Genomic DNA, 26,434 nt, shown 5'->3' with positions numbered 1-26,434 from the left:
TCCCGCGCTTGGCTTTCGCGGTCATGTCCAGGGCCTAAGATGGCCGCACAACGACAAGACCGGAGCCCGCGATGCCCTTTTCCGCCCTGCTGATCGCCAACCGTGGCGAGATCGCCATCCGTATCGCCCGAGCCGCCGCCGAGGCGGGTATCCGCAGCGTCGCGGTGTACGCCGAGGACGATGCCGCCTCGCTGCACCTGCGGCATGCCGACCGGGCCGTGGCGCTGGACGGGCGCGGCGTGCCGGCCTACCTGGACGGCGAGCGGCTGATCGCCATCGCCCTCGCCGAAGGTTGCGACGCGCTGCATCCGGGCTACGGCTTCCTCGCCGAGAACGCCGCCTTCGCGCGGCGCTGCGGCGAGGCCGGGCTGTGTTTCGTCGGCCCCTCGCCGGACGTGCTGGAACGCCTCGGCGACAAGGCCCGCGCCCGCGAGCTGGCGCGCAGCCAGGGCGTGCCGCTGCTGGAGGGCATCGACCGCGCGGTGAGCCTGGCGGAAGCCCACGACTTCCTCCGTGGCCTCGGCGAAGGCGCCGCGGTGATGCTCAAGGCCCTCGCCGGCGGCGGCGGGCGCGGCATGCGCGAGGTGTTCGAGGAGGCGCACCTGGCCGAGGCCTACGCCCGCTGCCAGGCCGAGGCGCGGGCGGCGTTCGGTCAGGACGGCCTTTACGTGGAACGGCTGCTGCGCAACGCGCGACACGTGGAAATCCAAGTGCTCGGCGATGCCGACGGCCAGGTCGGCCACCTGGGGGAACGCGAGTGCAGCCTGCAACGACGCCACCAGAAAATCCTCGAGGTGGCGCCCAGCCCGAACCTGCCGGCGGCGACCCGCGAGCGGATGATCGCCGCCGCGCTGGGCATGGCCGCCGCGGTGCGCTACCAGGGCCTGGGCACCTTCGAATTCCTCCTCGACGCCGAGCGGCCGGAGCGCTTCTATTTCATGGAGGCCAACCCACGCATCCAAGTGGAGCACACCGTCACCGAGCAGGTGACCGGCGTCGACCTGCTGCACACCCAACTGCGTCTGGCCGCCGGCGCCCGGCTCGCCGAGCTCGGCCTGAGCCAGGCACCTGCGCCCCAGGGGTATGCGGTGCAGGTGCGGATCAACCTGGAACGGCTGGACGCCGAAGGCAACGCCCACCCCGCCAGCGGCACCCTGGCGCGCTACGAGCCGCCCAGCGGGCCGGGGCTGCGGGTCGATGGCTACGGCTACAGCGGCTACCCGGTGAGCCCCGCCTACGATGCCCTGCTGGCCAAGCTGATCGCCCAGGGCGCGGACTATCCGACCGCCCTGCGCCGCGCCTATCGCGGGCTCTGCGAATTCCGCCTGGAGGGCGTGGCGAGCAACCTCGGCCTGCTGCGCAACCTGTTGCAACGGGCCGAGGTGCAGCGCTACGAGGTCGACACGCGCTTCGTCGAGCGGCACCTGGCGCACTTGCGGGCGGAGGCCGAACGTCCCTGCCTGCACGCCCTGGCGGACGAAGCCTCTCCGCTCGCGCGGGGGCCGGAACGGCGCGTCGCGCCGCCGGGCTGCCTGGTGCAGACGACGCCGGGCGGCGGCCTGCTGGTGAGCTTCGAGGTGGCCGAGGGCGCGACGGTGGCGGTCGGCCAGGCCGTCGCCGTGCTCGAAGCGATGAAGATGGAATCCTTGGTCAAGGCCACCCACAGCGGCGTGGTGCGCGGTTTCGCGGTGGCGCCCGGGGCGGCGCTCAACGAGAGCGACGCCCTGCTGTTCATCGAACCGGGGGAGGTGCAAGCGCAGCTCGCCCGCGACGAGGAAGCCGTGGACCTGGAGCGGATACGCGCCGACCTGGCGGAACTGTTCGAACGCCAGGCCTGGACCCTCGACGCGCAGCGCCCGGAAGCGCTGGCGCGGCGCCATGCCAGCGGGCGCCGCAGCGTGCGCGAGAACCTCGCCGAGCTGCTCGACGCGGACAGCTTCATCGAATACGGCGCCCTCGCCCTGGCCGCGCAACGGCGCCGGCGCTCCCTGGAGGAGTTGATCCGGCAGAGCCCGGCCGATGGCCTGGTGGCCGGGCTGGGCACGGTGAATGCCGCGCTGTTCGGCGCGCGCGAGGCGCGCTGCATGGTGCTGGCCTACGACTACACGGTCTTCGCCGGCACCCAGGGGGTGATGAACCACAAGAAGACCGACCGCCTGCTGCACTTGGCCGAACAATGGCGGATACCGCTGGTGCTGTTCGCCGAGGGCGGCGGTGGGCGCCCCGGCGACAGCGATTTCGTCGGCGTCGCCGGGCTGGACTGTCACACCTTCGTCGGCATGGCGCGGCTCTCCGGGCTGGTGCCGCTGGTGGGCGTGCTGTCCGGGCGCTGCTTCGCCGGCAACGCGGCCTTGCTCGGTTGCTGCGACACCATCATCGCCACCCCGGAGGCGACCCTGGGCATGGCCGGTCCGGCGATGATCGAGGGCGGCGGCCTGGGCCGCTACAGTGCCGAGGAGGTCGGCCCGGTGGCGGTGCACAGCGGCAACGGCGTGATCGACCTGCTGGCCCGCGACGACGCCGACGCGGTGCGCCTCGCCCAGCGCTACCTGAGCTACTTCCAGGGTCCGCTGGCGGACTGGCGCTGCGCCGACCAACGCCGCCTGCGGCACCTGATCCCGGAGAATCGCCTGCGGGTCTACGCGATCCGCGAGGTGATCGAGACCCTCGCCGACTGCGACTCGCTGCTGGAGCTGCGCCGTGGCTTCGCGCCGGGCCTGGTCACCGCGCTGATCCGCATCGAGGGGCGCGCCTTCGGCGTGCTGGCCAATGACCCGCAGCACCTGGGCGGCGCCATCGATGCGGCGGCCGGGGACAAGGCCGCGCGCTTCATGCAGTTGTGCGACGCCTTCGACCTGCCGCTGCTGTCGCTGTGCGACACGCCCGGCTTCATGGTCGGCCCGGAAGCCGAGAAACAGGGCACGGTGCGCCACGTGGCGCGGATGTTCGTCACCGCCGCCAGCCTCAGCGTGCCGGTGTTCACCCTGGTGCTGCGCAAGGGTTACGGCCTGGGCGCCCAGGCCATGGCCGCCGGCAGCTTCCATTCGCCGCTGTTCACCGTCGCCTGGCCCAGCGCCGAGTTCGGCGCCATGGGCCTGGAAGGCGCGGTTCGCCTGGGCTATGCCAAGGAACTGGAGGCTGTGGCCGACCCCCAAGAGCGCCAGGCGCTGTTCGAGCGGATGGTGGCCAAGGCCTACGAAAACGGCAAGGCGATCAACATGGCCAGTTTCCTGGAGATCGACGCGGTGATCGACCCGACCGATACCCGCGACTGGCTGCGCCGCGGCCTCGACGCCACACCGGTGCAGCCGCCACGGACCGGGCGCAAGCGGCCGTTCGTCGACACCTGGTAGGCGGAGGCCGCGAACGGCGGCGATCGTGGCGCGACCGACCGCCGCGAACCGCATGCACCTTCAAGCATCGGGTCGCGATCGGGTAAACTGCGGCTCTTTTTTACCTATAACGATTCGCCCGATGCCCACGACGTTCCAAGAGATTCCCCGCGAGCGCCCCCTGACGCCCCTGCTGGACCGCGCCGCGACACCGGACGCGCTGCGGCACCTGGGCGAAGCGGAGCTGGAAACCCTGGCCGACGAGCTGCGCCAATACCTGCTCTACACGGTCGGGCGAACGGGTGGCCATTTCGGCGCCGGCCTCGGCGTGGTCGAACTGACCATCGCCCTGCACTACGTCTTCGATACCCCGGACGACCGCCTGGTGTGGGACGTCGGCCACCAGGCCTATCCGCACAAGATCCTCACCGGTCGCCGCGAGCGCATGGACAGCCTGCGCCAGAAGGGCGGCCTGGCGGCGTTCCCGCGGCGCAGCGAGAGCGAATACGATACCTTCGGCGTCGGCCACTCCAGCACCTCGATCAGCGCCGCCCTGGGCATGGCCATCGCCGCGCGCATGCAGAACAGCACGCGCAAGGCGGTGGCGGTGATCGGCGACGGCGCGCTGACCGCGGGCATGGCCTTCGAGGCGCTGAACCACGCGTCCGACGTGCGCGCCAACATGCTGGTGGTGCTCAACGACAACGACATGTCGATCTCCCACAACGTCGGCGGCCTCTCCAACTACCTGGCGAAGATTCTCTCCAGCCGCACCTACGCGAGCATGCGCGAAGGCAGCAAGAAGGTGCTCTCGCGCCTGCCGGGCGCCTGGGAAATCGCCCGCAAGACCGAAGAGCACGCCAAGGGCATGCTGGTGCCCGGCACCCTGTTCGAGGAACTGGGCTGGAACTACATCGGCCCCATCGACGGCCACGACCTGCCGACCCTGATCACCACCCTGCGCAACATGCGCGACCTGGAGGGCCCGCAATTCCTCCACGTGGTGACCAAGAAGGGCAAGGGCTTCGCCCCCGCCGAAGCCGATCCCATCGGCTACCACGCGATCACCAAGCTCGAACCGCTGAACGCCCCGGCGGCACCGAAGAAAGCCAGCGGGCCCAAGTACTCCAGCGTCTTCGGCCAATGGCTGTGCGACATGGCCGAGCAGGACGAGCGCCTCGTCGGGATCACCCCGGCGATGAAGGAAGGCTCCGACCTGGTGGCCTTCGCCGAGCGCTTCCCGGCGCGCTACTTCGACGTTGCCATCGCCGAGCAGCACGCCGTCACCCTGGCCGCCGGCCTCGCCTGCGACGGCGCCAAGCCGGTGGTGGCGATCTATTCCACGTTCCTGCAACGGGCCTACGACCAGTTGATCCACGACGTCGCGGTGCAGCACCTCGACGTGCTGTTCGCCATCGACCGCGCCGGCCTGGTGGGCGAAGACGGACCGACCCACGCCGGCAGCTTCGACCTGTCCTACCTGCGCTGCATCCCCGGCATGCTGGTGATGGCGCCCAGCGACGGCAACGAGCTGCGCCGCCTGCTCAGCACCGGCTTCCGCTACGCCGGCCCGGCGGCGGTGCGCTACCCGCGCGGCAACGGCCCGGACGCGCCCCTGGAAACCACCCTGGAACCCCTGGAGATCGGCAAGGCCCAGGTACGCCGCCAGGGCCGCGACACCGCCCTGCTGGTGTTCGGCGTGCTGCTCGGCGAGGCGCTCAAGGTGGGCGAGGCGCTGGACGCCACGGTGGTCGACATGCGCTTCGTCAAACCCCTGGACGAAGCCCTGCTGCGCGAGCTGGCCGACAGCCACGGCCTGCTGGTGACCCTCGAGGAAAACGCCGTGATGGGCGGCGCCGGTTCCGCGGTGAACGAGTTCCTCGCCCGGGAAAACCGCCTGGCGCCGATCCTCAATCTGGGCCTGCCGGACAGCTACGTCGAGCATGCCAAGCCGGCGCAGATGCTCAGCGAATGCAGGCTCGACGCCGCCGGCATCGAGGCCTCGGTGCGCGCGCGCCTGGCGCAACGCTCGGCCTGAGCCCGGCGTCCGCGACGGGCGCAGGCCCGCCGCGGAACCCCGCGCCGCCTCGGCGCCCTCCTTACCGCCGCCCCTCCCGCGAACCCCTGCCCGGCACCCGGGCTTGCGCCCGCCGCCGCCCGCGCATTAAGGTGCGCGGCGTTTGCTTCGCCAAGGTGCGCCCTCCCCTCGTGGACGGCGTTAAACGGGAAGCCGGTGCGCTCCTGCGAGCAATCCCGGCGCTGCCCCCGCAACGGTGATCGACCGCGGCCCCCCGGGTCGCACTCCCCCCACTCGCCACTGGTTCGTCCGGGAAGGCGGGGGCGGGTGACGGGCGCAAGCCCGACGGTCGAGAGCCCGGAGACCGGCCTGGCGGAATCCGACTGGTGTTGCGGAGGGCATCACCGTCAAGCGTCGCACCGTCGCTCGCGGCGGGCCGGCGCTTGTCCCTGCCCTCCTCAAAAGCGTTCCGTACTTTTGAGGATTCATCGATGAAACTGTCCCGTCTCGCCCTCGCCGTCGTGCTGCTGCCCGACGCCGTGGCTTTCGCCGCGCCGCCCCAGGACGACGCGCTGAAGCTCTCCGACACGCTGATCAGCGCCAACCGCGAGGCGCAGCCGCGCAGCGCCAGCACGGCGGCCAGCAGCGTGTTCACCCGCGCCGACATCGAACGCCTGCAACCGCGCAGCGTGGCCGACCTGCTCAACCGCGTGCCGGGCGTACAGACGGTGCAGACCGGCGGGCTCGGCAGCCAGACCAGCGTCTACCTGCGCGGCACCAAGTCGGCGCAGACCCTGGTGCTGGTGGATGGCATGCGCATCGGCTCGGCCAGCTCCGGCGACAGCAACCTGCAGCACCTGAACATCGACCAGATCGAGCGGGTCGAGGTGCTGCGCGGCAGCCGCTCGGCGATCTACGGCGCCGACGCCATCGGCGGCGTCATCCAGATCTTCACCCGCCGCGGCGACGCCGAGGGCCTGCGCCCCTGGGCGAAGCTGGCCTACGGCAGCCGCGACAGCTGGCAGCGCAGCGCCGGGCTCTCCGGGGGCGACGCGCAGACCCGCTTCAGCCTGGCCGGCAGCCTCGACGAGACCAACGGCATCGACCGCACCGGCCCCTCGTTCGCGTCCGACGCCGACCACGACGCCTACCGCAACAAGGCGGTCAGCCTGAGCCTCAGCCACCGCTTCGACGAGCGCCTCGAAGCCGGGCTCAACCTCCTCGACCAGCACGGCCGCAGCGAGTACGACAACCCCTTCGGTCGCTTCGACCCGGTCACCTACAACTCTCTCGGCCAGCAGCCCTACAGCGATTTCGACCTGAGCAGCCTGTCCGGCTACCTGGACGCGCAACTGGCCGAGGCCTGGAACAGCCGCGTGGAGATCGGCCACAGCGAGAACCGCGAGAAGAGCCGCGACAAGCTCAGCCCCGGCCACGACGTGTTCAACACCTACCGCGACTCCCTGGGCTGGCTCAACACCCTGAGCCTGACCGAGCGCCAGAGCCTGTTGCTCGGCGCCGACTGGTACGAGGACCGGCTCAACAGCAGCACCGTCTTCGGCGAGGACTCGCGCTGGAACCAGGCGCTGTTCGTCCAGCACCGTTACCAGGGCGAGGGGTTCTCCACCGAGATCGGCCTGCGCCACGACAAGAACCAGCAGTTCGGCAGCGAGAACACCTGGAGCGGCGCCCTGACCCTGCCGCTGAACGATGACAACGACCTGATCTTCTCCTACGCCGAAGGCTTCCGCGCGCCGACCTTCAACGACCTCTACTACCCCGGCTACGGCAACCCCGACCTGCGCCCCGAACACTCCAAGAGCTACGAGGCGCAATGGCGCAGCCGCCTGGGCGACAGCACCCGCCTGGAGGCCTCGGTGTATCGCACGCAGATCGAGGACGCCATCGCCAGCGACGCCCGCTACATCCCGCAGAACATCGGCGAGGCGCGCATCCATGGCTTCGAGGCCTCGCTGCAACAGGACCTGTTCGGCTGGCAGGGCGAACTGGGCGTGGCCTTCGTCGACCCGCGCGACCACGACACCGGGCGTACCCTCAACCGCCGCGCGCGGCGCACCCTCAGCCTGGACCTGGATCGCAGCTTCGGCAGCCTGTCGCTGGGGGGCAGCTGGCAAGCGGTGAGCTCCAGCTTCAACGACGCCGACAACCGCCAGCGCATCGGCGGCTACGGATTGCTCGGCCTGCGCGGCGGCTGGCAAGCCAGCCGCGAAGTGAAGCTGGACCTGAAGCTGGACAACCTGCTGGACAGAACCTACAGCCGCGCGCTGTACAGCTACGAAGGCGCCAACCACGACTACCGCACGGAAGGCCGCAGCGCCACCCTGGCCGTGACCTGGACGCCGACGCTGTAAGGCTGGAGGCCGGTGCGCGGAGTCCTCGGTGACGTCGGCGAGGCGGGAAGCGCTGGCCCGCCCCGCCGATTCGGGGCGGGCGTTGCGGCGGCCGACGGGCCGTTGGCCGACGCCCGGGAAGAGGATACAGGCGCCGCCCTAGCGGATCGGCGCCAGCGCCTCGCAGAGCCGGTGGGTGGCCTCCAGCATCTGCCAACTGGGACGTTCCAGGCCCTTGTCCGGGACCGTCAGCAGGTGGCCCAGGCGCACCGCCTCGAGCTGCGGCCAGTCCTGCCAGAGATCCAGCTCGGCATGGCTGCCGGCGACGATGACCTGGGGCTCGCGCGCCAGCACCGCCTCCAGGCTGACCTGGGGCGCCGGCAGGTCGAGATCCTCGAACAGGTTGCGCGCGCCGCACAGGCGCAGGGCGTCGCTGATGATCTGGCGCCCGCCGACGGTGTACAGCGGCCGGTTCCAGACCTGGTAGAAGACCCGCAGGGGCGTGTCGCGACGGTAACGCCGGGCCATGTCCGCCAGGCGCTCCGTGGCTTGCGCCGCCAGTTCCCGGCCGCGCGCGGCACGGCCGATGCGCTCGCCGATCTCGGCGAACTGCCCGGCCAGTTGCGCCAGGTCGTGGGGCTCGGCGACGTAGGTGGGAATCCCGAAGCGCGCCAACTGCTCGCGCTGCGCCGCCGGCACGCTGCTCGGCCAGAGCAGGATCAGGTCCGGCTTCAACGCCAGCAGGCGCTCCATCTCCAGGTGTCCGTACCGGCCCACCGACGGCAGCTCGCGCAGCGCCTCGGGCCGCTCACCGCCGTCGAGCACCCCGACCAGCAGGTCGCCGGCCTGCAGATCAAGCATGATTTCCGATAGCGAAGGCGCCAGGCTGACCACCCGCAACCCGGCCCAGGCCGGCGGCGTCGCGAGGCAGAACGCGAGCGCCAGGGCAGCGAGCAGCGCGCGCATCAGCCCAGTTGACGGGGAATGCGATAGAGGTAGAGCAATACGATGCTGCTCAGCGCCAGCAGCACCAGCGCCACCGCGTTGAGACCGGTGAGCGAGGCCGCGGCGGCGATCCAGGCCGGCAGGCCGGCGCCGAGGAAGGCGATGCGCCGGCGCTGCGCCAGTTCGATCCAGGCCGCTGGCTCGGCGTCGCTGTCGAGGGCCTGCTGGGTGGCCACCAGGGCGCGCTTGTAGGCGCCGAACAGCGGCAGGCTGACGAACATCGAGGCGGCGCCGGCGATGAACAGCGGCATCTGCAACACCTCGACGTTGCCGCGCGTGGCGCCGAACGACAGGGTGAGCACCAGCAGCGGCGCCAGGGTCAGCGCCAATTGCCGCCACCATTCGAGGGCGAGGCGGCGGCGGACCTGGCTGCGCGTCACTGCGGTTCCACCTCGCCCTGGTGCCGCTGACCGAGCATGTGGCCGAGCTTGCCGGCCTTGGTCGCCAGGTACTTTTGGTTATGCGGGTTGTGATCGATCTGCAACGGCCGGCGCTCGGCCACGCGGATGCCGAAGCCTTCCAGGGCGTTGACCTTGCGCGGGTTGTTGGTCATCAGCTTGATCGAGGCGATGCCCAGGTGCCGCAGCATCGGCAGGCAGATCGCGTAGTCGCGCTGGTCGGCGCCGAAGCCCAGGCGCTCGTTGGCCTCCACGGTATCGGCGCCGCCGTCCTGCAACTCATAGGCACGGATCTTGTTCAGCAGGCCGATGCCACGCCCCTCCTGGCGCAGATAGAGCAGCACGCCACGGCCTTCGTCGGCGATCGCGCGCAGGGCCGCCTCCAGTTGGAAACCGCAGTCGCAGCGCAGGCTGAACAGGGCATCGCCGGTGAGGCATTCGGAGTGCAGGCGACCCAGCACCGGCGCACCGTCGTCGACGCGGCCGAGGGTCAGCGCCACATGCTCCTTGCCGGTCTCCTCATCGAGGAAGCCATGCATGGTGAACACGCCGAACGGGGTCGGCAGTTGGGAAGCGGCGACGAACACGACGGACACCGGAGAGGCACTCCTGCAATAAACGGGAAATTCGCGAGGCCGGCATTGTAGCAGCAGGGTTCCGCAGCCGGTCAGCGCGAATTTCCGGGGTCAAGGATCGAAAACATCGATGGGCGCGACGCCCCGGGCTTCGATCCGCGGTCAGCGGCGGTGGATACCGTCGCTCAGATTTTCGACTCCAACAGCAGAGCGCCCTGCTCCTCGCGCCAGCGCACCCGGTTGAGGTAACTCATGCCCAGCAGCACCTCGGTGGGCGAGTCGCCCTGCAGCACCACGGCGTCCACGCCCAGGACCTCGATAGCACCGATCTTCACGCTGTTGAGGCTGATCTGCCAGGCCTTGGCGGTGCCGCTGGCGGTGCTGACCATCATCGGCCGGCCATTCACCCGGTAATCGATGCCCAGGCGCCGGGCCTGCGATTCGTTCATCGCCACCGAAGTGGCGCCGGTGTCCACCAGGAACTGCACCGGCTGCGACTGGATCGAGCCGGCCACCCAGAAATGCCCGCCGACGCCCTTGGCGATGCTCACCTGGGCCCGCAGCGGCGCGGCGCCGCCGGCCTGGTTGTACTCGCGGGTCATTTCATAGCGCTGCTCGGTGCCGCCCACCCGCAATATCGCGCCGTGGCTGTCGGCGCTGACCACCTGGACCCCGCCCGGCCCGACCTGGCCGACTTTCACCAGCTTGCGCACGCCATCGACGTTGAGCACCGCGGCGTTGGGAAACAGGCCGACCACCTGGACCTGGGGGGCGGCGCACAGGGAGCCGCTCAGGCTGAGCAGCAGGCAGAGACCGGCGGCGAGCCGCTCAATGGGATGCATCGGTTTGCTCCGAATAGGTATCGATGAGGTAGGGCTGGTTCCAGCGGGCATACAAGGCGCGCAAGCTGCCGTCGGCGAGGATCGCCTCCATGCGCCGGTCGTAAAGGGCGGCCAGCGCGCGGCCGAGCCCGGTATCGGCGAACCCCGGATAGAGCGGGATCCCGCGCAGGTCGGTGATGCGGTAGCGCTGCGGCTCCGGGCTTTTCGCCAGCATGTCGAGTATCTCGGGACGGGCGTCGATGTAGTAGTCGGCGCGGCCGCGCTCGAGCATCTCGAGGATGCCCACGCGCCGCTGGACTTCCTGGTAGCCGCCGACATCCGGCAGGTAGCGTTGGTAGCCGTAGCCGCGCATCCAGGCCAACCGATAGCGCTTCAACGCGCTCAGGTCCGGCGCCGGGGCGCTCGCCAGGCCGAGGGCGGCGACCGGGTCGATCCCGTAGGTCCGCTGCGGATAGATGACCTTCTCGAAGCCTTCGCCGCGGTAGGAGCCCAGCCAGCCATCGGCCTCGCCGCGCTGTACTAGGCCGACGCCGCGGGTATAGGGCTCGGTGCGGTGGTCGATGCGCATGCCGGCGGGCTCGAAGACCAGCCGCATGATCTCCCAGGCCAGGCCGCTGCCGTCGCGTTCGGCGTACCCCGGCCATTCGTCGCTGACCAGGCGTACCCGTTCGGGCAAGCGCTCCGCGGCCTGGAGCGGCAACAGCCAGAGTGTCAGCAGACAGAGTACCCAGGCGCGCATGCTCGCCTCCCGCTCAGGACCAGAAAATCGCCGTGACCCGGACGATGCCCTGCATGATCAACCAGGCGAACACGGCGGCCAGCACGTCGTCGAGCATGATGCCCACGCCGCCATGCACGTGGCGATCGATCCAGCGGATCGGCCAGGGCTTGAGGATATCCATCACCCGGAACACCAGGAAACCCACCGCCAGCCATTGCCAGCCTTCCGGCACCAGCCAGAGGGTGATCCACATGCCGACCATCTCGTCCCAGACGATGCCTTCATGGTCGTGCACGCCCAGGTCTTCGGCGACCTTCCCGCACAGCCAGAAGCCGAACAGCATGGTCAACCCCAGCATCAGCCAGTAGCCCCAGTCCGGCAGCATCTGCCACAACGGCACGAAGGGCAGCGCCACCAGCGAGCCCCAGGTGCCCGGCGCCTTCGGCAGGGTGCCGGAGCCGAACCCGAAGGCGAGGAAATGCCAGGGATCACGCCATACCGACGGCGGTGCGTGCCCGGCGGGATTTGAATCGGGACGATCAGTCACGGGAATGCCCAAAGTGTTGGTAGCCATGAACCGGGACCGCATGCTCGCGGCCTTCGGCATCCAGGAGATGGACCCCGTTGCCCGCGGCCACGCGGCCGATGACCCGCAGATCCGGCCAGGCCGCCTGCAGTGCCGGCCAGTGCGCCGGCGGTAAGGTGAACGCCAGCCGGTAATCGTCGCCGCCGGCCAGGGCGCAGCGACGCGCGCCCTCGACGCCGGCGAAGGCCAGCAAGGGCGCGGACAACGGCAGGCGTTCCAGTTCGATGTACAGCGCCTGGCGCGAGGCGCTGGCGATGTGGCCGCAGTCGGCCAGCAGGCCGTCGGAGACGTCCAGCGCCGCGCTGGCCCGACCGCGCAGCGCCTGGCCCAGGGCTAACTGCGGCTGCGGTGTCCAGTAGCGCGCCAGCAGCGCCTCGGCGATCTGCGCGTCGGCCTGGCGTTCGCCCAGCACCAGCGGCAAGGCACCGGCGGCGTCGCCCAGGGAGCCGCCGACGCAGAGCAGGTCGCCGGCGACGGCGCCGTCCCGGCAGAGGGCCTGGCCCGTCGGTACGCGACCGAAGACGGAAAGGGTTAGACTCAGGGGCCCGCGGGTGGTGTCGCCGCCGACCAGCGCCAGGCCGCACGCCGAGGCCATGCGGTCGAGCCCGTGGGCGAAGGCCTCCAGCCAGGCCGGATCGACGTCCGGCAGGGTCAGCGCCAGGGTGAAGCCGAGGGGCGCGGCGCCCATCGCGGCGAGATCGCTGGCGGCAACCGCCAGGGCGCGCTGGCCGAGCAGGAAGCCGTCGCAGGCCGAGGGGAAATGCACGCCGGCGACCAGGGTGTCGGTGGACACCGCCAGTTGCTCGCCGGCCGGCAGCGCCAGCAGCGCGCAATCGTCGCCGATGCCGCGCGCGACGCCCGGGGCCGGGCGCGCGCTGGGGGATTCGGCGAAGAAACGGCGGATCAGCTCGAACTCGGTCATCTCCGCCCCTCCTGTCGCCGTCAGCGGCGGCCGGCGCGGACTTCGGCGGCCCGCAGGGTGGGCGCCAGCTTGTCCAGCACGCCATTGACGAACTTGTGCCCGTCGGTGGCGCCGAAGACCTTGGCCAGCTCGATACCTTCGTTGATCACCACGCGGTAGGGCACGTCGACCCGGCTGCGCAGTTCGAAGGTGGACAGCCGCAGGATCGACAGCTCGACCGGATCGAGCTCGTCCAGCGGGCGGTCCAGGCAGGGCGCGATGGCCTCGTCCAGCTCGGTCTTCTGGGTCGCCACGCCGTGGAGGATTTCGCGGAAGTAGGCGCCGTCGACGCTGGAGAAATCGTTGTCGACGCGGAATTGCGCTTCGATCTCGTTGAGCGAGTGACCGGCCAGTTGCCATTGATACAGCGCCTGCATCGCCAGGCTGCGGGCAGCGCGGCGCGCCGCGGTCTTGCCCTTGGGTTTGGCGGCGGGCTCCTCGGGGTGATCGATATCGCTGTTGAAGCTCACTTGGCCTCCAAGGCCGCCAGCAGGCTGACCATTTCCAGAGCGGAAAGCGCGGCTTCGGCGCCCTTGTTGCCAGCCTTGGTGCCGGAACGTTCGATCGCCTGCTCGATGGAGTCGACGGTCAGTACACCGAAGGCGACGGGGATGCCGAACTCCATGGACACCTGGGCCAGGCCTTTGGTGCATTCGCCGGCGACGTATTCGAAGTGCGGGGTGCCGCCGCGGATGACCGCGCCGAGGGCGATGATGGCGGCGTATTCGCCGCGCTGGGCGACTTTCTGGGTCACCAGGGGAATCTCGAAGGCACCCGGCGCGCGGATCAGGGTGATGTCGCTTTCGCTCACACCGTGGCGCACCAGGGCGTCGACGGCGCCGCTCACCAGGCTTTCGACGACGAAGCTGTTGAAGCGGCCGACCACCAGGGCGAAACGGCCTTGGGGGGCGATGAAGGTACCTTCGATGGTCTTCAGGGTCATGGACGAACTCTCGTGTCTTTAAAGAACGAGGGCGCCGTTCGGAAAGCGGCGCCCTGCGGATCAGTCAGCGGGCAGGTATTCTACAACCTCCAGGTCGAAACCGGATATCGCGTTGAACTTCATCGGCGAGCTCATCAGGCGCATCTTGCGCACGCCGAGGTCGCGCAGGATCTGCGAGCCGGCCCCCACGGTGCTGTAGGTGCTCGGCGTCTTCGGCGCGCAGCCGCCGGCGTCGCGCAGGTGCGCCAGCACCTCGTTGCCGTCCAGCGAATGCCCGAGCAGCAGCACCACGCCGCTGCCCGCCTTGGCCACCTCGACCATCGCCGCGCGCAGGCTCCAGCGTCCGGGCTGGCGGACCATCAGCAGGTCGCGCAGCGGGTCCATGTTGTGAACCCGCACCAGGGTCGGCTGTTCCGGGCTGATGGTGCCGAGGGTCAGCGCCATGTGCACGTCGCCTTCCACCGAATCGCGGTAGCTCACCAGGGTGAAGGGGCCGACCTCGCTGTCCAGCGGCTGCTCGGCGATGCGCTCCACGGTGCGCTCGTGGATCAGCCGATAGTGGATCAGGTCGGCGATGGTGCCGATCTTGATCCCGTGCTGCTCGGCGAAGGCCTCCAGCTCGGCGCGGCGCGACATGCTGCCGTCGTCGTTCATCACCTCGCAGATCACCCCGCTCGGCTCGAAACCCGCCATCCGGGCCAGGTCGCAGGCCGCTTCGGTATGCCCGGCGCGGGCCAGCACGCCGCCCGGCTGCGCCATCAGCGGGAAGATGTGCCCGGGGCTGACGATGTCATCGGCCTTGGCCCCCTTCGCCGCGGCAGCCTGGACGGTACGCGCCCGGTCGGCCGCGGAAATGCCGGTGGTGACGCCCTCGGCGGCCTCGATGGAGACGGTGAACTTGGTGCCGAAGCCGGACCCGTTGCGCGGCGCCATCAGCGGCAGCTTGAGCAGTTCGCAGCGCTCGCGGGTCATCGGCATGCAGACCAGGCCGCGGGCGTACTTGACCATGAAGTTGATGTGCTCGGCCTGCACGCATTCCGAGGCCATGATCAGGTCGCCTTCGTTCTCGCGGTCCTCGTCGTCCATGAGGATGACCATCTTGCCCAGGCGGATGTCTTCGACGAGTTCTTCGATCGTATTGAGTGCCATGGTTGGCGTTTCCTTCAATTCTTCAGGTAGCCGTGTTCGGCCAGGAAGCTTTCGCTGAGGGTGGATGCAGCGGGCTCGGCGGCCTTGTCGCCGAGCAGCAGGCGCTCCAGGTAGCGGGCCAGCAGGTCCACTTCGAGGTTCACCCGGCGTCCGGGGCGGTAGTCGGCCATGATGGTTTCGGCGAGGGTGTGCGGGACGATGGTCAGCTCGAACGCCGCGCCGTTCACCGCGTTCACCGTCAGGCTGGTGCCGTCGACGGTGATCGAGCCCTTGAGCGCGATGTACTTGGCCAGCTCGCGCGGCGCGCGGATGCGGAACTGCACCGCGCGGGCGTTTTCTTCCCGCGCCAGCACCTCGCCGACGCCGTCGACGTGACCGCTGACCAGGTGACCGCCGAGGCGGCTGCTGGGCGTCAGCGCCTTCTCCAGGTTGACCGGGCTGCCGCTCTTCAGCTCGGCCAGCGCGGTGTGGCTGAGCGTCTCGCGGCTGACATCGGCCCAGAAGCCGTCGCCGGGCAATTCCACCGCGGTGAGGCAGACGCCGTTCACCGCGATGCTGTCGCCGAGCTTGACGTCGCCCAGGTCGAGCTTGCCGGTGTGCACGTAGAGGCGTACGTCGCCGCCCTTGGGCGTCAGCGCGCGGACGCTGCCGATGGCCTCGATTATGCCGGTGAACATGCGACCTCCTCGGCGACCGCGCCACGCGGCGGACGGGACAGGCGGGAGCGATCGACGACCGGCGCGCGAGTGCGCTGCGCGGCGGCCCGGATCGGGAAATGTGTCATGTAGGAAACTCCTGTTTTCGGGAAAAACAGGGCGACTGATCGAAAGGGATTTTTCGCGGACGCGCGAAAGGCGGCCGGCTCGGCATCCCGCTCTCTCTTCATCCGGACTCTAACCGTCGGCTCCGGAATCACACCGGATCTGCTGACCTTGGGCGGCGTGCGGCCGTACCAAGCGCTCGCGGGCTAGGCCTGGAGGCCATTACCGCCGGTGGGGAATTCCACCCCGCCCTGAGAACGTTTTCGGTCCCGTGAAAGGACCGGTCGGTTTTTTAACACAGATGGACGCCGGGCCGAAAGCGCTAAAAAGCCCCGAGGAAGGTCGCCGCGTCGGTGCCAGGACCCGGCATCGCCCGGCGCGCGCGGGCGGATTCGCTGGAAACGCGGTGACCGTTCGCCCTGAGGCGCGTGAGGTCGCGGGCAGGCCAAGCCGTTCGCCAGGGGGCTAGGCGGTCGCCGGCGTCGCGACGATGCGCCAGTCGTCGCCCACCGCGCGGATGTCGACGATCTTCAGCGGACGCGCCTCGGCCATCCGCGCCAGCGGCAGGTCGAGCAGCGGGCGGGCGCTGGAGCCAAGGAACTTGGCGGCGACGAACACCTGGTATTCGTCCACCAGGCCGAGGCGGGCGAAGGCCCCGGCGAGGCGCGGCCCGGCCTCCACCAGCACCTCGTTGATGCCCCGCGCGGCCAGCTCGGCGAGTAGCTTGCGCAGGTCGACGTGACCGTTGCTGCCCGGCATCGCCAGCAGCTCGTGGCCCTCCAGCTGGAAGCGATCCCGCGCCGAGGCGGCGGCGCAGGTGGCCACCCAGGCCGGACCGGCCTGGTAGAAGGCGGCGCTCAACGGGACCCGCAGGCGGCCGTCGACCAGCAGGCGCAAGGGCGGCCGGGTCATCGACAGGGCGGTCAGCTCGGCGTTCAGGCCCAGCTCGTCGGGACGCACGGTAAGGCGCGCGTCGTCCGTCAGCAGCGTGTCCGCCCCGGTGAGCACCAGGCTGGCGCGGGCCCGCAGGCGCTGCACCGCGGAGCGCGCCGCCGGGCCGGTGATCCATTGGCTCTCGCCGCTGGCCATGGCGGTGCGCCCGTCCAGGCTCATCGCCAGCTTGACCCGGACGAACGGCAGGCCCTGCTCCATGCGCTTGACGAAACCCGCGTTCAGGGCCCGCGCTTCGTCCTCGAGGACACCGCTGTGCACCGCGATGCCGGCCTGGGCCAGGCGCAACAGGCCACGTCCGGCGACCTGGGGGTTGGGGTCCTGCATCGCCGCGACCACCCGGGCGACGCCCGCGGCCACCAAGGCGTCCGCGCAAGGCGGCGTGCGGCCATGGTGGCTGCAGGGTTCGAGGGTGACGTAGGCGGTGGCGCCGCGGGCCTTGGCGCCGGCCTGGCGCAACGCGTAGACCTCGGCGTGGGGCTCGCCGGCGCGGGCGTGCCAGCCTTCGCCGACGATCTCGCCGGCGGCGGCGATCACGCAGCCGACACGGGGGTTGGGATGGGTGGAATAGAGGCCCTTGCGCGCCAGCTCCAGGGCCCGCGCCATGTAGGCCTGATCGCTCGCGCTCATTCCTTGGCCGGCTCGCGGGCCAGTCGTTCGATTTCCTCGCGGAACTCATTGAGGTCCTGGAAGCGCCGATAGACCGAGGCGAAACGGATGTAGGCGACTTCGTCGAGCTTCTGCAACTCGACCATCACCAGCTCGCCGAGCACCAGCGACTTGATCTCCCGCTCGCCGGTGGCGCGCAGCTTGTGCTTGATGTGGGCGATGGCTTCTTCCAGGCGCTCGACGCTCACCGGCCGCTTTTCCAGGGCGCGCTGCATGCCGGCGCGCAGCTTCTGCTCGTCGAACGGCTGGCGGCTGCCGTCCTGCTTGATCATGCGCGGCATGACCAGTTCGGCGGTCTCGAAAGTGGTGAAGCGTTCTTCGCAGGCGAGGCATTCGCGCCGGCGGCGCACCTGCTCGCCTTCGGCGACCAGACGCGAGTCGATCACCTTGGTGTCGTTGGCGCCGCAGAAAGGACAGTGCATGGGGGTCGACAGGTAGGCAAAAGAGGGCCCATGGTAGCGCATCGGGACGGCAAGACAAGCCACGGGCTTTGCGGTATACAGGCCGGCACCCGGTCCCCTTGCGATGGTTTCCTGCGATGTCGATGCGTCTGCTCTGCCTGCTGTTATCGTCCTTCCTGCTGGCCTCCTGCGTGCACGAGCCGCCGCCGTCCAAGTCCGTCCCGGCAGTGAGCAAACCGACCGCACCGGCCCCCGCCACCCCGGCCAACCTGCGCACCCTGAGCGGCAGCCTGGCCACTCCGCCGGCGGGCAGCGAAGTGGAACTGGCGCTGCTGGTGATCGACGAACGCGACCGCCCGCAGCGCCTGCTGGGCAACCTGACCCTCGCCGGCACCGGCCAGCCGCTGCCCTTCGCCCTGACCTTCAACCCCGAGGTGTTCCCCGCCGATGCCCGCGTCGAGCTGCGCGCCCGGGTCAATCAGTCGGGATTGCTGATCCAGCACCTGCAACCGCGGACCATCCGCCAGGCGCAGAACCAGAGCCTCGGCGAACTGCAACTGGACGCCGCGCCTTGACCGCACCCGCTCCCCTGCGGGCGGCGCTGGACGAACTGCTCGGCGACGCCCGCTTGGTCGCGGAAACCCTGCCGGGCACGGACCTGGCGCTGTGGCTGATCGACGCGGCGAACATGGACCGCGAATTCAGCCCCGACGAAACCCGGCGCATCCTCGACGAACCGCCCTACTGGTGTTTCTGCTGGGCCAGCGGCCTGGTGCTGGCGCGCTGGCTGGCGGCGCGTCCGGAGTGGGTGCGTGGCAAACGTGTCCTGGATTTCGGCGCCGGCTCCGGGGTCGCGGCGATCGCCGCGGCCAAGGCCGGCGCGGCGCATGTGGTGGCCTGCGACCTCGACCCGCTGGCGCTCGAAGCCTGCCGGGCCAACGCCGCGCTGAACGGCGTGACCCTCGATTACTCCGCCGACTTCTTCGCCGAGGCCGACCGCTTCGACCTGATCCTGGTGGCCGACGTGCTCTACGACCGCGCCAACCTGCCCCTGCTGGACCATTTCCTCAGCCGCGGCCGGCAGGCCCTGGTGGCCGATTCGCGGGTGCGCGACTTCCAGCACCCGCTCTACCGCCGGCTGGATCGCCTGGAGGCCTGCACCTGGCCGGATCTGGCCGAGCCGGCGGAATTCCGTACGGTGAGCCTGTACCACGCGCGACGCGAGGCGCTCCCGGCCTGAGGCGCCGATCCAGATCGCCAACGCTTTTATGCCGCCCTCGCAACCTATAGCCTATGGCCCATCGTCTTCCCTAGAGACCTTTCTTCGAGACACCCCATGAGCGATCTCCCCTACCTCTTCGACGTATCCGGCACGGCCCAATTCGATCAACTGGTGATCGAGAACTCCTTCCACAAACCGGTGCTGGTGGATTTCTGGGCCGAGTGGTGCGCGCCCTGCAAAGCCCTGATGCCGTTACTGGCGAAGATCACCGAGGAGTACCAGGGCGAACTGCTGCTGGCCAAGGTGAACTGCGACATCGAACAGGACATCGTGATGCGCTTCGGCGTGCGCAGCCTGCCCACCGTGGTGCTGTTCAAGGACGGCCAGCCGGTCGACGGCTTCGCCGGCGCCCAGCCCGAGTCGGCGATCCGCGCGATGCTGGCGCCCCACGTGCAGTTGCCGCCCGAGCCCGAGGCCGACCTGCTGGAACGCGCGCAGGCGCTGTTCGCCGAGGGCCGCATCGGAGAAGCCGAGGCCTTGCTCAAGCAGGTGCTGGAGGATGACAACCAGAACGCCGCGGCGCTGATCCTTTACGCGCGCTGCCTGGCCGAGCGGGGCCAGTTGGGCGAAGCGGAGAGCGTGCTGGACGCGGTCCAGGGCGACGAACACAAGCAGGCGCTGGCCGGGGCACGCGCGCAACTGACCTTCCTCCGCCAGGCCGGCGACCTGCCGGACGTGGCCACCCTGAAAAGTCGCCTGGCGCAGAACCCCGAGGACGACGAGGCGGCCTACCAACTGGCGGTCCAGCAATTGGCCCGGCAGCAGTACGAGCCGGCCCTGGAAGCGCTGCTGCGGATCTTCGTGCGCAACCGCGAGTACGCCGGCGGCCTGCCCCACAAGACCCTGCTGCAAGTCTTCGACCTGCTGGGCAGTGCCCACCCGCTGGTCACGGCCTACCGGCGCAAGCTGTACCAGGCGATCTACTGATCGCCTCGGCCGTCGTCCGCGCCCTGTCCGCGCGACGACGGCCGGACATCGGCCGGCATCCTCGCCCGGGCGGCCGCGTAGCCCGTCATCCCTCTTTTTCGTAGTTCGCGGCCGCTCCGCAACGAGGCACCCGCCGTCGGCTCGTCGCGAGCCCTCCACCGCACGCGGGGTCGTCCTGGGCGGCCCATGGGCGGATGCCCGTCAACGCCAATCCGGGCGACCGCAACCGCTGATCCGCCGAGGGCTCAGCCGATCCAGTGATAGACCGGCGCATCGACGCCAGCCTCCAGCCGTACCTGGGGACTGTGGCGCAAGCGCACCAGCAGGCGCTTGCCGGCCGCCGCACCGCCGGCCAGGGCCTCGAGGTCAGCCAGCAACTGCGGGCCTTCCATGGAGCCGGCCTCGCGCAACAGGTCCTGCGCGCCTTGCCAGAGACCCTCCTGTGGCGTCGCGGCGGGCTCGTGGCGGACGGGCGCCTCGACGGCCGTCGGCGGCCCCGACAGCCCGGGAGCCAGGGCCGCCCACTCGTGTTCGTCCAGTTCCAGGGTCAAGTCCACCGGCCACCCGCCGATCGTGCCGTGAATGCGCATGGGTCGTTCCCCGCCAAAAGAACCCATGCTCCCATGCCATCCGAACAGCGCCAAGCGATCTGGTCAAGCCGCCGCAATAGTAATACTATAACAAACCAATTCAGCCCTTCCGGAGATTCCCATGCGCCACCTGCTGCTCCTTCTGCCCTTCGCGCTGCTGCCCCTCTCGGCACAGGCCCACGACCCTGACGAGGACGCCCACGGCAGCCTCGGCAAGCACGAGCATGGCGTGGCGGCGCTGAATCTGGCGCTGGAAGACAAGACCCTGGACATCGAGCTGGAAACGCCCGCGATGAACATCCTCGGCTTCGAACACGCCGCTTCCAGCGACATCGACAAAGCCACCCTGGCCGCGGCGCGCACGCAACTGGAGCGGCCGCTGGAACTGTTCGGCATTCCGCCAGCGGCCGACTGCGCCCTCTCCAGCCATGCGCTGAAAAGCCCGCTGTTCGGCGACGCGCCGGCCGCCCCTGCGCACGAGGCGGCCGAGGAAGCCCACCCCGGCCACGTCCACAATGACATCGACGCCGACTACAGCCTCGCCTGCGCCCGCCCCGACGCGCTCTCCGGCCTGGACCTGACGGCATTCTTCAAGCGCTTCCCCGAGACCCACAGCCTTCACGTGCAACTGATCGGGCCGAAGGGCCAACAGGGCATCGAGCTCACGCCGGCCCAGCCGAGAGTGAGCTTCTGACACCCGCCCCGCCCTGCGCCGGCGGATCCTGCGGGCGCCGGCCCTCCCCGCGCCAGCGTCTACCGGACTCGCCATGACTGCATTGCTCGAACTCACCGACCTCGGCTTCGCCTGGCCAGGCCAGCCGGAGTTGCTGGACATTCCACACTTCCAACTGGCCCCGGGTGAAACCCTGTTTCTGAAGGGGCCTAGCGGCAGCGGCAAGACCACCCTGCTCGGCCTGCTCGGTGGCGTGCAGACGCCCGGACGCGGTCGCGTCCGCCTGCTCGGCGAAGACCTGGGCAGCCTGTCCGCCGGGGCGCGCGACCGCTTCCGCGTCGAGCACACCGGCTACATCTTCCAGCAATTCAACCTGCTGCCGTTCCTGTCGGTGCGGGAGAACGTCGAGCTGCCCTGCCGCTTTTCCCGGCTCAGGCGCACGCGGGCCAGCCAGCGCCACGGCGGGGTCGCCCGGGCCGCCGAGGCCTTGCTGACCCACCTGGGCCTACCCGAGGGGATGCTGGAGCGACGCGCGGACAGCTTGTCCATCGGCCAGCAGCAGCGGGTCGCCGCCGCCCGAGCCTTGATCGGCCAACCCGAACTGGTGATCGCCGACGAACCCACCTCCGCGCTCGACGCCGACACCCGCGAAGCCTTCCTGCGCCTGTTGTTCGCCGAATGCCGCGAGGCCGGCGCCAGCCTGCTGTTCGTCAGCCACGACCGCAGCCTGGCGGGGCTGTTCGACCGCGACCTGTCCCTGAGCGATCTCAACCGCGCCAGCCAACCCATGGAGCGCTGACATGTACTTGATGCGCCTGGCCCTGGCCAGCCTGAACAATCGCCGCTTCACCGCCCTGCTCACGGTGTTCGCCATCGCCCTGTCGGTGTGCCTGCTGCTGGCCGTGGAACGCATCCGCACCGAGGCGCGCAGCAGCTTCGCCAGCACCATCAGCGGCACCGACTTGGTCGTCGGTGCCCGTTCGGGGTCGGTGAATCTGCTGCTGTACTCGGTGTTCCGCATCGGTAACGCCACCAACAACATCCGCTGGGACAGCTTCGAGCGCTTCGCCCATCACCCCAAGGTCGCCTGGGCCGTGCCGCTGTCCCTGGGCGATTCCCATCGCGGCTACCGGGTGCTGGGCACCGACTCCGGTTATTTCGAGCACTATCGCTACGGCCGCGGGCGAGCGCTGCAACTGGCCCAGGGCGCGGCCTTCGCCGACCTGTTCGACGTGGTGCTCGGCGCCGAGGTGGCCGAGGCCCTGCACTACGAACTGGGCGACCGCATCGTGCTGGCCCACGGGGTGAGCCAGGTCAGCCTGACCAAGCACGACGACAAGCCCTTCAGGGTCGTCGGTATCCTTGCCCGCACCGGCACCCCGGTGGACCGCACCCTGCACATCTCCCTGGCAGGCATGGAGGCCCTGCATGTCGATTGGCGCAACGGCATGCCCGCGCGGGGGGCCGACAAGGTGAGCGCCGAGCAGGCGCGAACGATGAACCTCGAACCCCAGGCGATCACCGCGATGCTGCTGGGCCTGGACAACAAGGTCGCGACCTTCGCCCTGCAACGGGAAATCAACGAATACCGCGGCGAGCCCTTGCTGGCGATCCTCCCCGGCGTGGCCCTGCAAGAGCTCTGGAGCCTGATGGGAACGGCGGAAAAAGCCCTGTTCGTGGTGTCCCTGTTCGTCGTCCTGACCGGGCTGATCGGCATGCTCACGGCGATTCTCACCAGCCTCAACGAACGGCGCCGGGAAATGGCGATCCTGCGCTCGGTGGGCGCGCGCCCCTGGCAGGTCGCCTGCCTGTTGATCTTCGAGGCCCTGGCGCTGGCGTTGGCGGGCGCCGCCCTCGGGGTTGCCCTGCTGTACCTGGGGATCGCCGCCGGCCAAGGCTACGTGCAGTCGGCCTACGGCCTGTACCTGCCGCTGGACGCCCCCAGCGCCTACGAGTGGACCCTGCTCGGCGGCATCCTCACCGCGGCGCTGGCGATGGGCTGCGTACCCGCCTGGCGCGCCTACCGGCAGTCGCTGCTGGACGGCCTGTCGATCCGCCTATGAACCGGTCCTCGAAGATGAAAGGGAAAGGGTGGGCCCTGTGCCTGTCGCTGGCCCTCGCGCTGCCCTGTCATTCGGCGGAGCTACGGGAATTGTCCTGGGACGAGCTGATCCCGGCGGGTACGCCTTCGCGGCCCGAGGCGCAAGCGCCGCTGCACGACCTGTCGCAACTGGCCGATGCACTCGCCGCCGAAAGCGGCCCGGCCGCCGTGCAGCGCCAGCCGGATGCCCCGGTGGTGCAGGCGCTGGACGGTCTGGGCGTCAAGCTACCGGGCTACGTGGTGCCCCTGGAGGTCAGCGAAGCCGGTAAAGCGACGTCCTTCCTCCTCGTTCCTTACTTCGGCGCCTGCATTCACGTTCCGCCGCCACCTTCGAACCAGATCGTCTATGTTGAAAGCGCCGAAGGCATCGCCCTCGATGCGCTGTATCAGCCGTTCTGGGTCGAGGGTGCGCTGAAGGTAGAGGCCGCCCGGAGCGAACTGGCGGATGCCGGCTACCGGATGCGCGCCACTCGCATTTACCCGTACGAAATACCCGACTGAGTCCACGGCAAGGGCCAATCGTTCACTCGATGGGCCCGCCACGCATCCATCCATTGAGCTGGATCAAGACCGGCGGCGTCACGGCCCCTAACATTGGACTCAGCCAACACAGCTCATAACCTGATGGAGCCCATCATGCGTAAGTCTCTTTTCACCGCCTCCCTGCTTGCACTGGCCATCGCCTCGCCGCTGGCGCACGCGCACCAGGCCGGCGACGTCATCATTCGTGCCGGCGCCGCCACCGTCGACCCGCACGAAGACAGCTCCAAGCTGTCCATCGCCGGCTCCAAAGTGGGCGGCACCAAGGCCACCCTCGACAGCGACACCCAACTCGGCCTGACCGGCACCTACATGCTCACCGATAACCTGGGTATCGAACTGATCGCCGCGACCCCCTTCAAGCATGAAGTGGGCGTGAAAGGCCTGGGCGCGCTCGACGGCAAACTGGCCGATATCAAGCACCTGCCGCCGACCCTGAACCTGCAGTACTTCCCGCTGGACCCGCACTCGGCATTCCAGCCCTATGTCGGCGCCGGTCTGAACTACACCGTGTTCTTCGACGAGAAACTCACCGGCCAGCGTAAAGAACAAGGCTTCAGCAACCTCGACCTCGACGACTCCTGGGGTCTGGCCCTGGAAGCCGGCATGGACTACATGCTGACCGACCACCTGATGCTCAACGCCGCCGTCTGGTACATGGACATCGACACCAAGGCCACCACCAACCTGGACGGCGTGGGCAAGGTCAAGGTCGACGTGGACGTGGACCCCTGGGTCTACATGGTCGGCATCGGCTACAAGTTCTGATGCGGCACGCGCCGGCCAGGCCGGCGCGAAGGTTAACCGGGGGAAACCTCGGCACGGGTTCCGGACCGCAACACGGTCTGGAATTTCCGTGAGCGGCTGGTCAAAGCCAAGGTTGAGCACCTGATCTTTAACGAAGTGCAACGCCAGCTTCAACTGTATGGCTTCAGCACACGCGAGGGGCAGATCATCGACGCCAGCATCGTCCGCGCACCGACCCAGCACAACCGTTCTGAGGAGCAGGCATTGGTCAAAGCCCAAGCGGTTTCTGTCGAGTGTCGTCGGTCAAGCGTCGGCAAAAGGATGTCCAGGCGCGCTGGACGAAGAAGCATGGCAAGTCTTATTTCGGCTACAAACTCTCGGTCAGCGTCGACCGGCGGCACAAGCTGATCCGCCACAGGTAAAGGTCAGTGACACCAGCGTGGCTGATACCCTGCATCTCGTGGATGTGCTGGATCGGCACAACAGCAGCCGTGATGTCTGGGCCGATCGGGGTTATCACGATCGCCCTTGTGAGCGCTGGCTCAAGCCGATTGGCTGGCGGCCGCATATCCAGCGCGAGGGGAAGGCTGGCAAGCCGATTGGAGTACGCGACCAAGCGCGTAATCGGCGAATAGCCAGCCCCAGAGCGAGGGTCGAACATATCTTCGCCAGCTTGGCGCAGATGGGGGGCAAGGCGATCAGAGGTATCGGTCTGGCACGGGCAGAGTTTGGCCTGACGTTCAAGTCAGCGGTATACAACCTGAAACGAATGACGAGCCCGCTGGAAATGGCCTGATCCGGGCCGATGCCGAGTCACCTCGGCCAGACTTACCCGTGCGCAGTAGCGCACGGGGTCGGTAATTGCTCCAGGGGGCGGTTTTAGAGGTGCCCTATAGGGTTATACCAGTCTTTTTTCTGCGTGAAGTCATACATAACTCACGATTGGCTACTGATTAGTAGGGCATACCATTTTTATGGTAATGCCGTCTTTATATGAAAAATAATCGAAGCATTTTCTCCCCTTAGATATGGCAGTGCGCTTGCCAACTTCACTCGCACGCCAGAAATCATCAAAACTCGTATAACCTTTTTGTTCCCAGTCCATTTCCTCCCAGCTGTAGCCGTTTTGGACGGATGAGAGTAATCGACCCGTGGCATATGCAAGTCCGAGCAAGACGAGAACTGTAAGTACCGCTAAAGATATTTTCCTTAATGTGCCCATGGAGCGCTACTGCCATTAGAAGGTTTAGTAGCGGCATAGTTTCGATAGCTCTTTGCTATACCCATGTCAATAAGCTTGTTTCCTAAGGATACTGGCATTATTTGCTTTTGAGTTTCAATTCCGATGTTACTTAGGCACTCCTGTATGGGAGTACCACAATTATTATCTAGAAAATTATATTTTCTCCTGGAATTGGAAAGGCATTGTTGCAAATTCACCTCTTGCTCTTTACTGATATCTAGTATGACGGCCTGCCCTTCGCGGAAGGAATTCATATCTACATAGGTTTCTGTTGGAATAATCTTCATTCCCGCAGGCCCAAAGGAATAGGTAGTTCCATTTATATTAGTGGATACATGTCCGAATGATGATTCGCCCCACCCTACCGGTTGCCAGATAGTAACAGCGACTTCTAGGCCTAAGGGGTCAAAGCCTAATGAGGGTTGTTCTTCGACATATCCATACCCATTCATCCCCCCCAACAACCCGATCGGATCCTGGCTCACGTAGCGGCCCAGGTCGGGGGCGTAGTAGCGGTAGCGGTTGTAGTACAGGCCGCTTTCTTCGTCATGGTACTGGCCCTGGAAGCGGATCGGCTGGTCGGTGTCGCCTTGTTGATCGCGCACGGCGGCCCAGTCGTCCGGGGTGGCGCGCCAGAGCAGGTGGCCCTGGTCGTCGCTCAGGCGCAGC

Annotated in this window: 27 protein-coding genes and 2 riboswitches; of the genes, 12 read left to right on the top strand and 15 right to left on the bottom strand. The window is 68.5% G+C overall.

Going from position 1 to position 26,434, the window contains the following annotated elements; all coding sequences use genetic code 11:
* Positions 1-71: 71 nt before the first annotated feature.
* The 3 genes from OGL92_RS18950 to OGL92_RS18940 all read left to right on the top strand — a co-directional run bounded on the left by OGL92_RS18950 (position 72) and on the right by OGL92_RS18940 (position 7,721).
* Entirely contained in the window at positions 72-3,353 is a 3,282-nt protein-coding gene (locus tag OGL92_RS18950; protein ID WP_263146604.1) for a carboxyl transferase domain-containing protein, read from the top strand.
* Between the two features lie 121 nt (positions 3,354-3,474).
* A complete protein-coding gene (gene dxs, locus OGL92_RS18945) occupies positions 3,475-5,370 on the top strand; it encodes a 1-deoxy-D-xylulose-5-phosphate synthase (protein ID WP_263146601.1) in 1,896 nt (631 codons plus the stop codon).
* Between the two features lie 136 nt (positions 5,371-5,506).
* Positions 5,507-5,737, top strand: a riboswitch (cobalamin riboswitch).
* Between the two features lie 103 nt (positions 5,738-5,840).
* On the top strand, positions 5,841-7,721 hold the full coding sequence (locus OGL92_RS18940) for a TonB-dependent receptor (RefSeq protein ID WP_263146599.1): 1,881 nt from the start codon (positions 5,841-5,843) through the stop codon (positions 7,719-7,721).
* A gap of 138 nt (positions 7,722-7,859) precedes the next feature.
* On the opposite strand, the gene OGL92_RS18935 is transcribed toward OGL92_RS18940, so the two are convergent.
* The 13 genes from OGL92_RS18935 to nrdR all read right to left on the bottom strand — a co-directional run bounded on the left by OGL92_RS18935 (position 7,860) and on the right by nrdR (position 17,683).
* Positions 7,860-8,666, bottom strand: a complete 807-nt coding sequence (locus OGL92_RS18935; RefSeq protein ID WP_263146596.1) for a cobalamin-binding protein — start codon at positions 8,664-8,666, stop codon at positions 7,860-7,862.
* Positions 8,666-9,085, bottom strand: coding sequence for an MFS transporter (locus tag OGL92_RS18930; protein WP_263146594.1), 420 nt, complete (start codon positions 9,083-9,085; stop codon positions 8,666-8,668). Before OGL92_RS18930 ends, OGL92_RS18935 begins: the two co-directional genes overlap by 1 nt.
* Positions 9,082-9,699, bottom strand: a complete 618-nt coding sequence (gene ribA / locus OGL92_RS18925) for a GTP cyclohydrolase II (RefSeq protein ID WP_263146592.1) — start codon at positions 9,697-9,699, stop codon at positions 9,082-9,084. The genes OGL92_RS18930 and ribA overlap by 4 nt, the downstream gene beginning before the upstream one ends.
* A 164-nt stretch (positions 9,700-9,863) precedes the next feature.
* Complete coding sequence (locus OGL92_RS18920; protein WP_263146590.1) at positions 9,864-10,520, bottom strand: TIGR02281 family clan AA aspartic protease; 657 nt, start codon at positions 10,518-10,520, stop codon at positions 9,864-9,866.
* Positions 10,507-11,259, bottom strand: coding sequence for a transporter substrate-binding domain-containing protein (locus tag OGL92_RS18915; RefSeq protein ID WP_263146587.1), 753 nt, complete (start codon positions 11,257-11,259; stop codon positions 10,507-10,509). Before OGL92_RS18915 ends, OGL92_RS18920 begins: the two co-directional genes overlap by 14 nt.
* A gap of 13 nt (positions 11,260-11,272) precedes the next feature.
* Positions 11,273-11,788, bottom strand: coding sequence for a phosphatidylglycerophosphatase A (locus OGL92_RS18910; RefSeq protein ID WP_263146584.1), 516 nt, complete (start codon positions 11,786-11,788; stop codon positions 11,273-11,275).
* A complete protein-coding gene (thiL, locus tag OGL92_RS18905; protein WP_263146583.1) occupies positions 11,781-12,749 on the bottom strand; it encodes a thiamine-phosphate kinase in 969 nt (322 codons plus the stop codon). Before thiL ends, OGL92_RS18910 begins: the two co-directional genes overlap by 8 nt.
* Positions 12,750-12,769: 20 nt before the next feature.
* Positions 12,770-13,240 (bottom strand): transcription antitermination factor NusB, encoded by a 471-nt coding sequence (gene nusB, locus OGL92_RS18900; RefSeq protein ID WP_263146679.1) that lies wholly within the window; start codon positions 13,238-13,240, stop codon positions 12,770-12,772.
* 14 nt (positions 13,241-13,254) lie between these two features.
* Complete coding sequence (gene ribE / locus OGL92_RS18895; RefSeq protein WP_263146581.1) at positions 13,255-13,731, bottom strand: 6,7-dimethyl-8-ribityllumazine synthase; 477 nt, start codon at positions 13,729-13,731, stop codon at positions 13,255-13,257.
* Positions 13,732-13,791: 60 nt separating this feature from the next.
* A complete protein-coding gene (gene ribBA, locus OGL92_RS18890; RefSeq protein ID WP_263146579.1) occupies positions 13,792-14,880 on the bottom strand; it encodes a bifunctional 3,4-dihydroxy-2-butanone-4-phosphate synthase/GTP cyclohydrolase II in 1,089 nt (362 codons plus the stop codon).
* Positions 14,881-14,894: 14 nt separating this feature from the next.
* Positions 14,895-15,557 (bottom strand): riboflavin synthase, encoded by a 663-nt coding sequence (locus OGL92_RS18885; RefSeq protein WP_263146577.1) that lies wholly within the window; start codon positions 15,555-15,557, stop codon positions 14,895-14,897.
* Positions 15,558-15,749: 192 nt separating this feature from the next.
* Positions 15,750-15,904, bottom strand: a riboswitch (FMN riboswitch).
* 202 nt (positions 15,905-16,106) lie between these two features.
* Positions 16,107-17,222 carry a bifunctional diaminohydroxyphosphoribosylaminopyrimidine deaminase/5-amino-6-(5-phosphoribosylamino)uracil reductase RibD gene (gene ribD / locus OGL92_RS18880; RefSeq protein ID WP_263146574.1) on the bottom strand — a complete coding sequence of 372 codons (1,116 nt, stop codon included), beginning with the start codon at positions 17,220-17,222 and terminating at the stop codon, positions 16,107-16,109.
* Positions 17,219-17,683 (bottom strand): transcriptional regulator NrdR, encoded by a 465-nt coding sequence (nrdR, locus tag OGL92_RS18875; RefSeq protein ID WP_263146571.1) that lies wholly within the window; start codon positions 17,681-17,683, stop codon positions 17,219-17,221. Before nrdR ends, ribD begins: the two co-directional genes overlap by 4 nt.
* Before the next feature lie 116 nt (positions 17,684-17,799).
* Here nrdR and OGL92_RS18870 point away from each other — a divergent pair, with 116 nt between their 5' ends.
* The 3 genes from OGL92_RS18870 to trxA all read left to right on the top strand — a co-directional run bounded on the left by OGL92_RS18870 (position 17,800) and on the right by trxA (position 19,871).
* A complete protein-coding gene (locus OGL92_RS18870; protein WP_263146569.1) occupies positions 17,800-18,237 on the top strand; it encodes a YbaY family lipoprotein in 438 nt (145 codons plus the stop codon).
* A complete protein-coding gene (locus OGL92_RS18865) occupies positions 18,234-18,902 on the top strand; it encodes a 50S ribosomal protein L11 methyltransferase (protein WP_263146567.1) in 669 nt (222 codons plus the stop codon). Before OGL92_RS18870 ends, OGL92_RS18865 begins: the two co-directional genes overlap by 4 nt.
* Before the next feature lie 96 nt (positions 18,903-18,998).
* Positions 18,999-19,871, top strand: coding sequence for a thioredoxin (trxA, locus tag OGL92_RS18860; protein ID WP_263146564.1), 873 nt, complete (start codon positions 18,999-19,001; stop codon positions 19,869-19,871).
* A 245-nt stretch (positions 19,872-20,116) separates the two neighbouring features.
* Here the strand turns inward: trxA and OGL92_RS18855 are convergent, their stop codons facing one another.
* Positions 20,117-20,461: a hypothetical protein gene (locus tag OGL92_RS18855; RefSeq protein ID WP_263146561.1), complete on the bottom strand. Its 345-nt coding sequence runs from the start codon at positions 20,459-20,461 to the stop codon at positions 20,117-20,119.
* 121 nt (positions 20,462-20,582) lie between these two features.
* Between OGL92_RS18855 and OGL92_RS18850 the strand changes: the two genes are divergently transcribed.
* The 6 genes from OGL92_RS18850 to OGL92_RS22245 all read left to right on the top strand — a co-directional run bounded on the left by OGL92_RS18850 (position 20,583) and on the right by OGL92_RS22245 (position 25,318).
* Positions 20,583-21,155, top strand: coding sequence for a DUF2796 domain-containing protein (locus OGL92_RS18850; protein WP_263146559.1), 573 nt, complete (start codon positions 20,583-20,585; stop codon positions 21,153-21,155).
* 73 nt (positions 21,156-21,228) lie between these two features.
* A complete protein-coding gene (locus OGL92_RS18845; RefSeq protein WP_263146557.1) occupies positions 21,229-21,933 on the top strand; it encodes an ABC transporter ATP-binding protein in 705 nt (234 codons plus the stop codon).
* 1 nt (position 21,934) lies between these two features.
* Positions 21,935-23,197 carry an ABC transporter permease gene (locus OGL92_RS18840; protein ID WP_263146556.1) on the top strand — a complete coding sequence of 421 codons (1,263 nt, stop codon included), beginning with the start codon at positions 21,935-21,937 and terminating at the stop codon, positions 23,195-23,197.
* Positions 23,198-23,211: 14 nt separating this feature from the next.
* Positions 23,212-23,736 carry a DUF3299 domain-containing protein gene (locus OGL92_RS18835; protein WP_263146553.1) on the top strand — a complete coding sequence of 175 codons (525 nt, stop codon included), beginning with the start codon at positions 23,212-23,214 and terminating at the stop codon, positions 23,734-23,736.
* A gap of 135 nt (positions 23,737-23,871) precedes the next feature.
* Positions 23,872-24,543 (top strand): OmpW family outer membrane protein, encoded by a 672-nt coding sequence (locus OGL92_RS18830; RefSeq protein ID WP_263146551.1) that lies wholly within the window; start codon positions 23,872-23,874, stop codon positions 24,541-24,543.
* Between the two features lie 418 nt (positions 24,544-24,961).
* On the top strand, positions 24,962-25,318 hold the full coding sequence (locus tag OGL92_RS22245) for a transposase (protein WP_263146548.1): 357 nt from the start codon (positions 24,962-24,964) through the stop codon (positions 25,316-25,318).
* A 413-nt stretch (positions 25,319-25,731) separates the two neighbouring features.
* On the opposite strand, the gene OGL92_RS22175 is transcribed toward OGL92_RS22245, so the two are convergent.
* Positions 25,732-26,434 (bottom strand): RHS repeat-associated core domain-containing protein (locus tag OGL92_RS22175; RefSeq protein WP_276584041.1); only part of this gene is annotated, 703 nt, incomplete at its 5' end.

This window comes from Pseudomonas sp. RIT-PI-AD, from assembly GCF_025642785.1.
Lineage (GTDB): Bacteria > Pseudomonadota > Gammaproteobacteria > Pseudomonadales > Pseudomonadaceae > Pseudomonas_T.
This window is presented reverse-complemented; position numbering and strand designations above follow the sequence as displayed.

What these genes read in the sequence shown, in the direction of transcription:
- OGL92_RS18950 (WP_263146604.1), top strand. Translation starts at nt 72, where the DNA reads ATGCCCTTTTCCGCCCTGCTGATCGCCAACCGTGGCGAGATCGCCATC.
- dxs (WP_263146601.1), top strand. Translation starts at nt 3,475, where the DNA reads ATGCCCACGACGTTCCAAGAGATTCCCCGCGAGCGCCCCCTGACGCCC.
- OGL92_RS18940 (WP_263146599.1), top strand. Translation starts at nt 5,841, where the DNA reads ATGAAACTGTCCCGTCTCGCCCTCGCCGTCGTGCTGCTGCCCGACGCC.
- OGL92_RS18935 (WP_263146596.1), bottom strand. Translation starts at nt 8,666, where the DNA reads ATGCGCGCGCTGCTCGCTGCCCTGGCGCTCGCGTTCTGCCTCGCGACG.
- OGL92_RS18920 (WP_263146590.1), bottom strand. Translation starts at nt 10,520, where the DNA reads ATGCATCCCATTGAGCGGCTCGCCGCCGGTCTCTGCCTGCTGCTCAGC.
- OGL92_RS18915 (WP_263146587.1), bottom strand. Translation starts at nt 11,259, where the DNA reads ATGCGCGCCTGGGTACTCTGTCTGCTGACACTCTGGCTGTTGCCGCTC.
- thiL (WP_263146583.1), bottom strand. Translation starts at nt 12,749, where the DNA reads ATGACCGAGTTCGAGCTGATCCGCCGTTTCTTCGCCGAATCCCCCAGC.
- ribE (WP_263146581.1), bottom strand. Translation starts at nt 13,731, where the DNA reads ATGACCCTGAAGACCATCGAAGGTACCTTCATCGCCCCCCAAGGCCGT.
- ribBA (WP_263146579.1), bottom strand. Translation starts at nt 14,880, where the DNA reads ATGGCACTCAATACGATCGAAGAACTCGTCGAAGACATCCGCCTGGGC.
- OGL92_RS18885 (WP_263146577.1), bottom strand. Translation starts at nt 15,557, where the DNA reads ATGTTCACCGGCATAATCGAGGCCATCGGCAGCGTCCGCGCGCTGACG.
- ribD (WP_263146574.1), bottom strand. Translation starts at nt 17,222, where the DNA reads ATGAGCGCGAGCGATCAGGCCTACATGGCGCGGGCCCTGGAGCTGGCG.
- nrdR (WP_263146571.1), bottom strand. Translation starts at nt 17,683, where the DNA reads ATGCACTGTCCTTTCTGCGGCGCCAACGACACCAAGGTGATCGACTCG.
- OGL92_RS18870 (WP_263146569.1), top strand. Translation starts at nt 17,800, where the DNA reads ATGTCGATGCGTCTGCTCTGCCTGCTGTTATCGTCCTTCCTGCTGGCC.
- trxA (WP_263146564.1), top strand. Translation starts at nt 18,999, where the DNA reads ATGAGCGATCTCCCCTACCTCTTCGACGTATCCGGCACGGCCCAATTC.
- OGL92_RS18855 (WP_263146561.1), bottom strand. Translation starts at nt 20,461, where the DNA reads ATGCGCATTCACGGCACGATCGGCGGGTGGCCGGTGGACTTGACCCTG.
- OGL92_RS18850 (WP_263146559.1), top strand. Translation starts at nt 20,583, where the DNA reads ATGCGCCACCTGCTGCTCCTTCTGCCCTTCGCGCTGCTGCCCCTCTCG.
- OGL92_RS18845 (WP_263146557.1), top strand. Translation starts at nt 21,229, where the DNA reads ATGACTGCATTGCTCGAACTCACCGACCTCGGCTTCGCCTGGCCAGGC.
- OGL92_RS18840 (WP_263146556.1), top strand. Translation starts at nt 21,935, where the DNA reads ATGTACTTGATGCGCCTGGCCCTGGCCAGCCTGAACAATCGCCGCTTC.
- OGL92_RS18835 (WP_263146553.1), top strand. Translation starts at nt 23,212, where the DNA reads ATGAAAGGGAAAGGGTGGGCCCTGTGCCTGTCGCTGGCCCTCGCGCTG.
- OGL92_RS18830 (WP_263146551.1), top strand. Translation starts at nt 23,872, where the DNA reads ATGCGTAAGTCTCTTTTCACCGCCTCCCTGCTTGCACTGGCCATCGCC.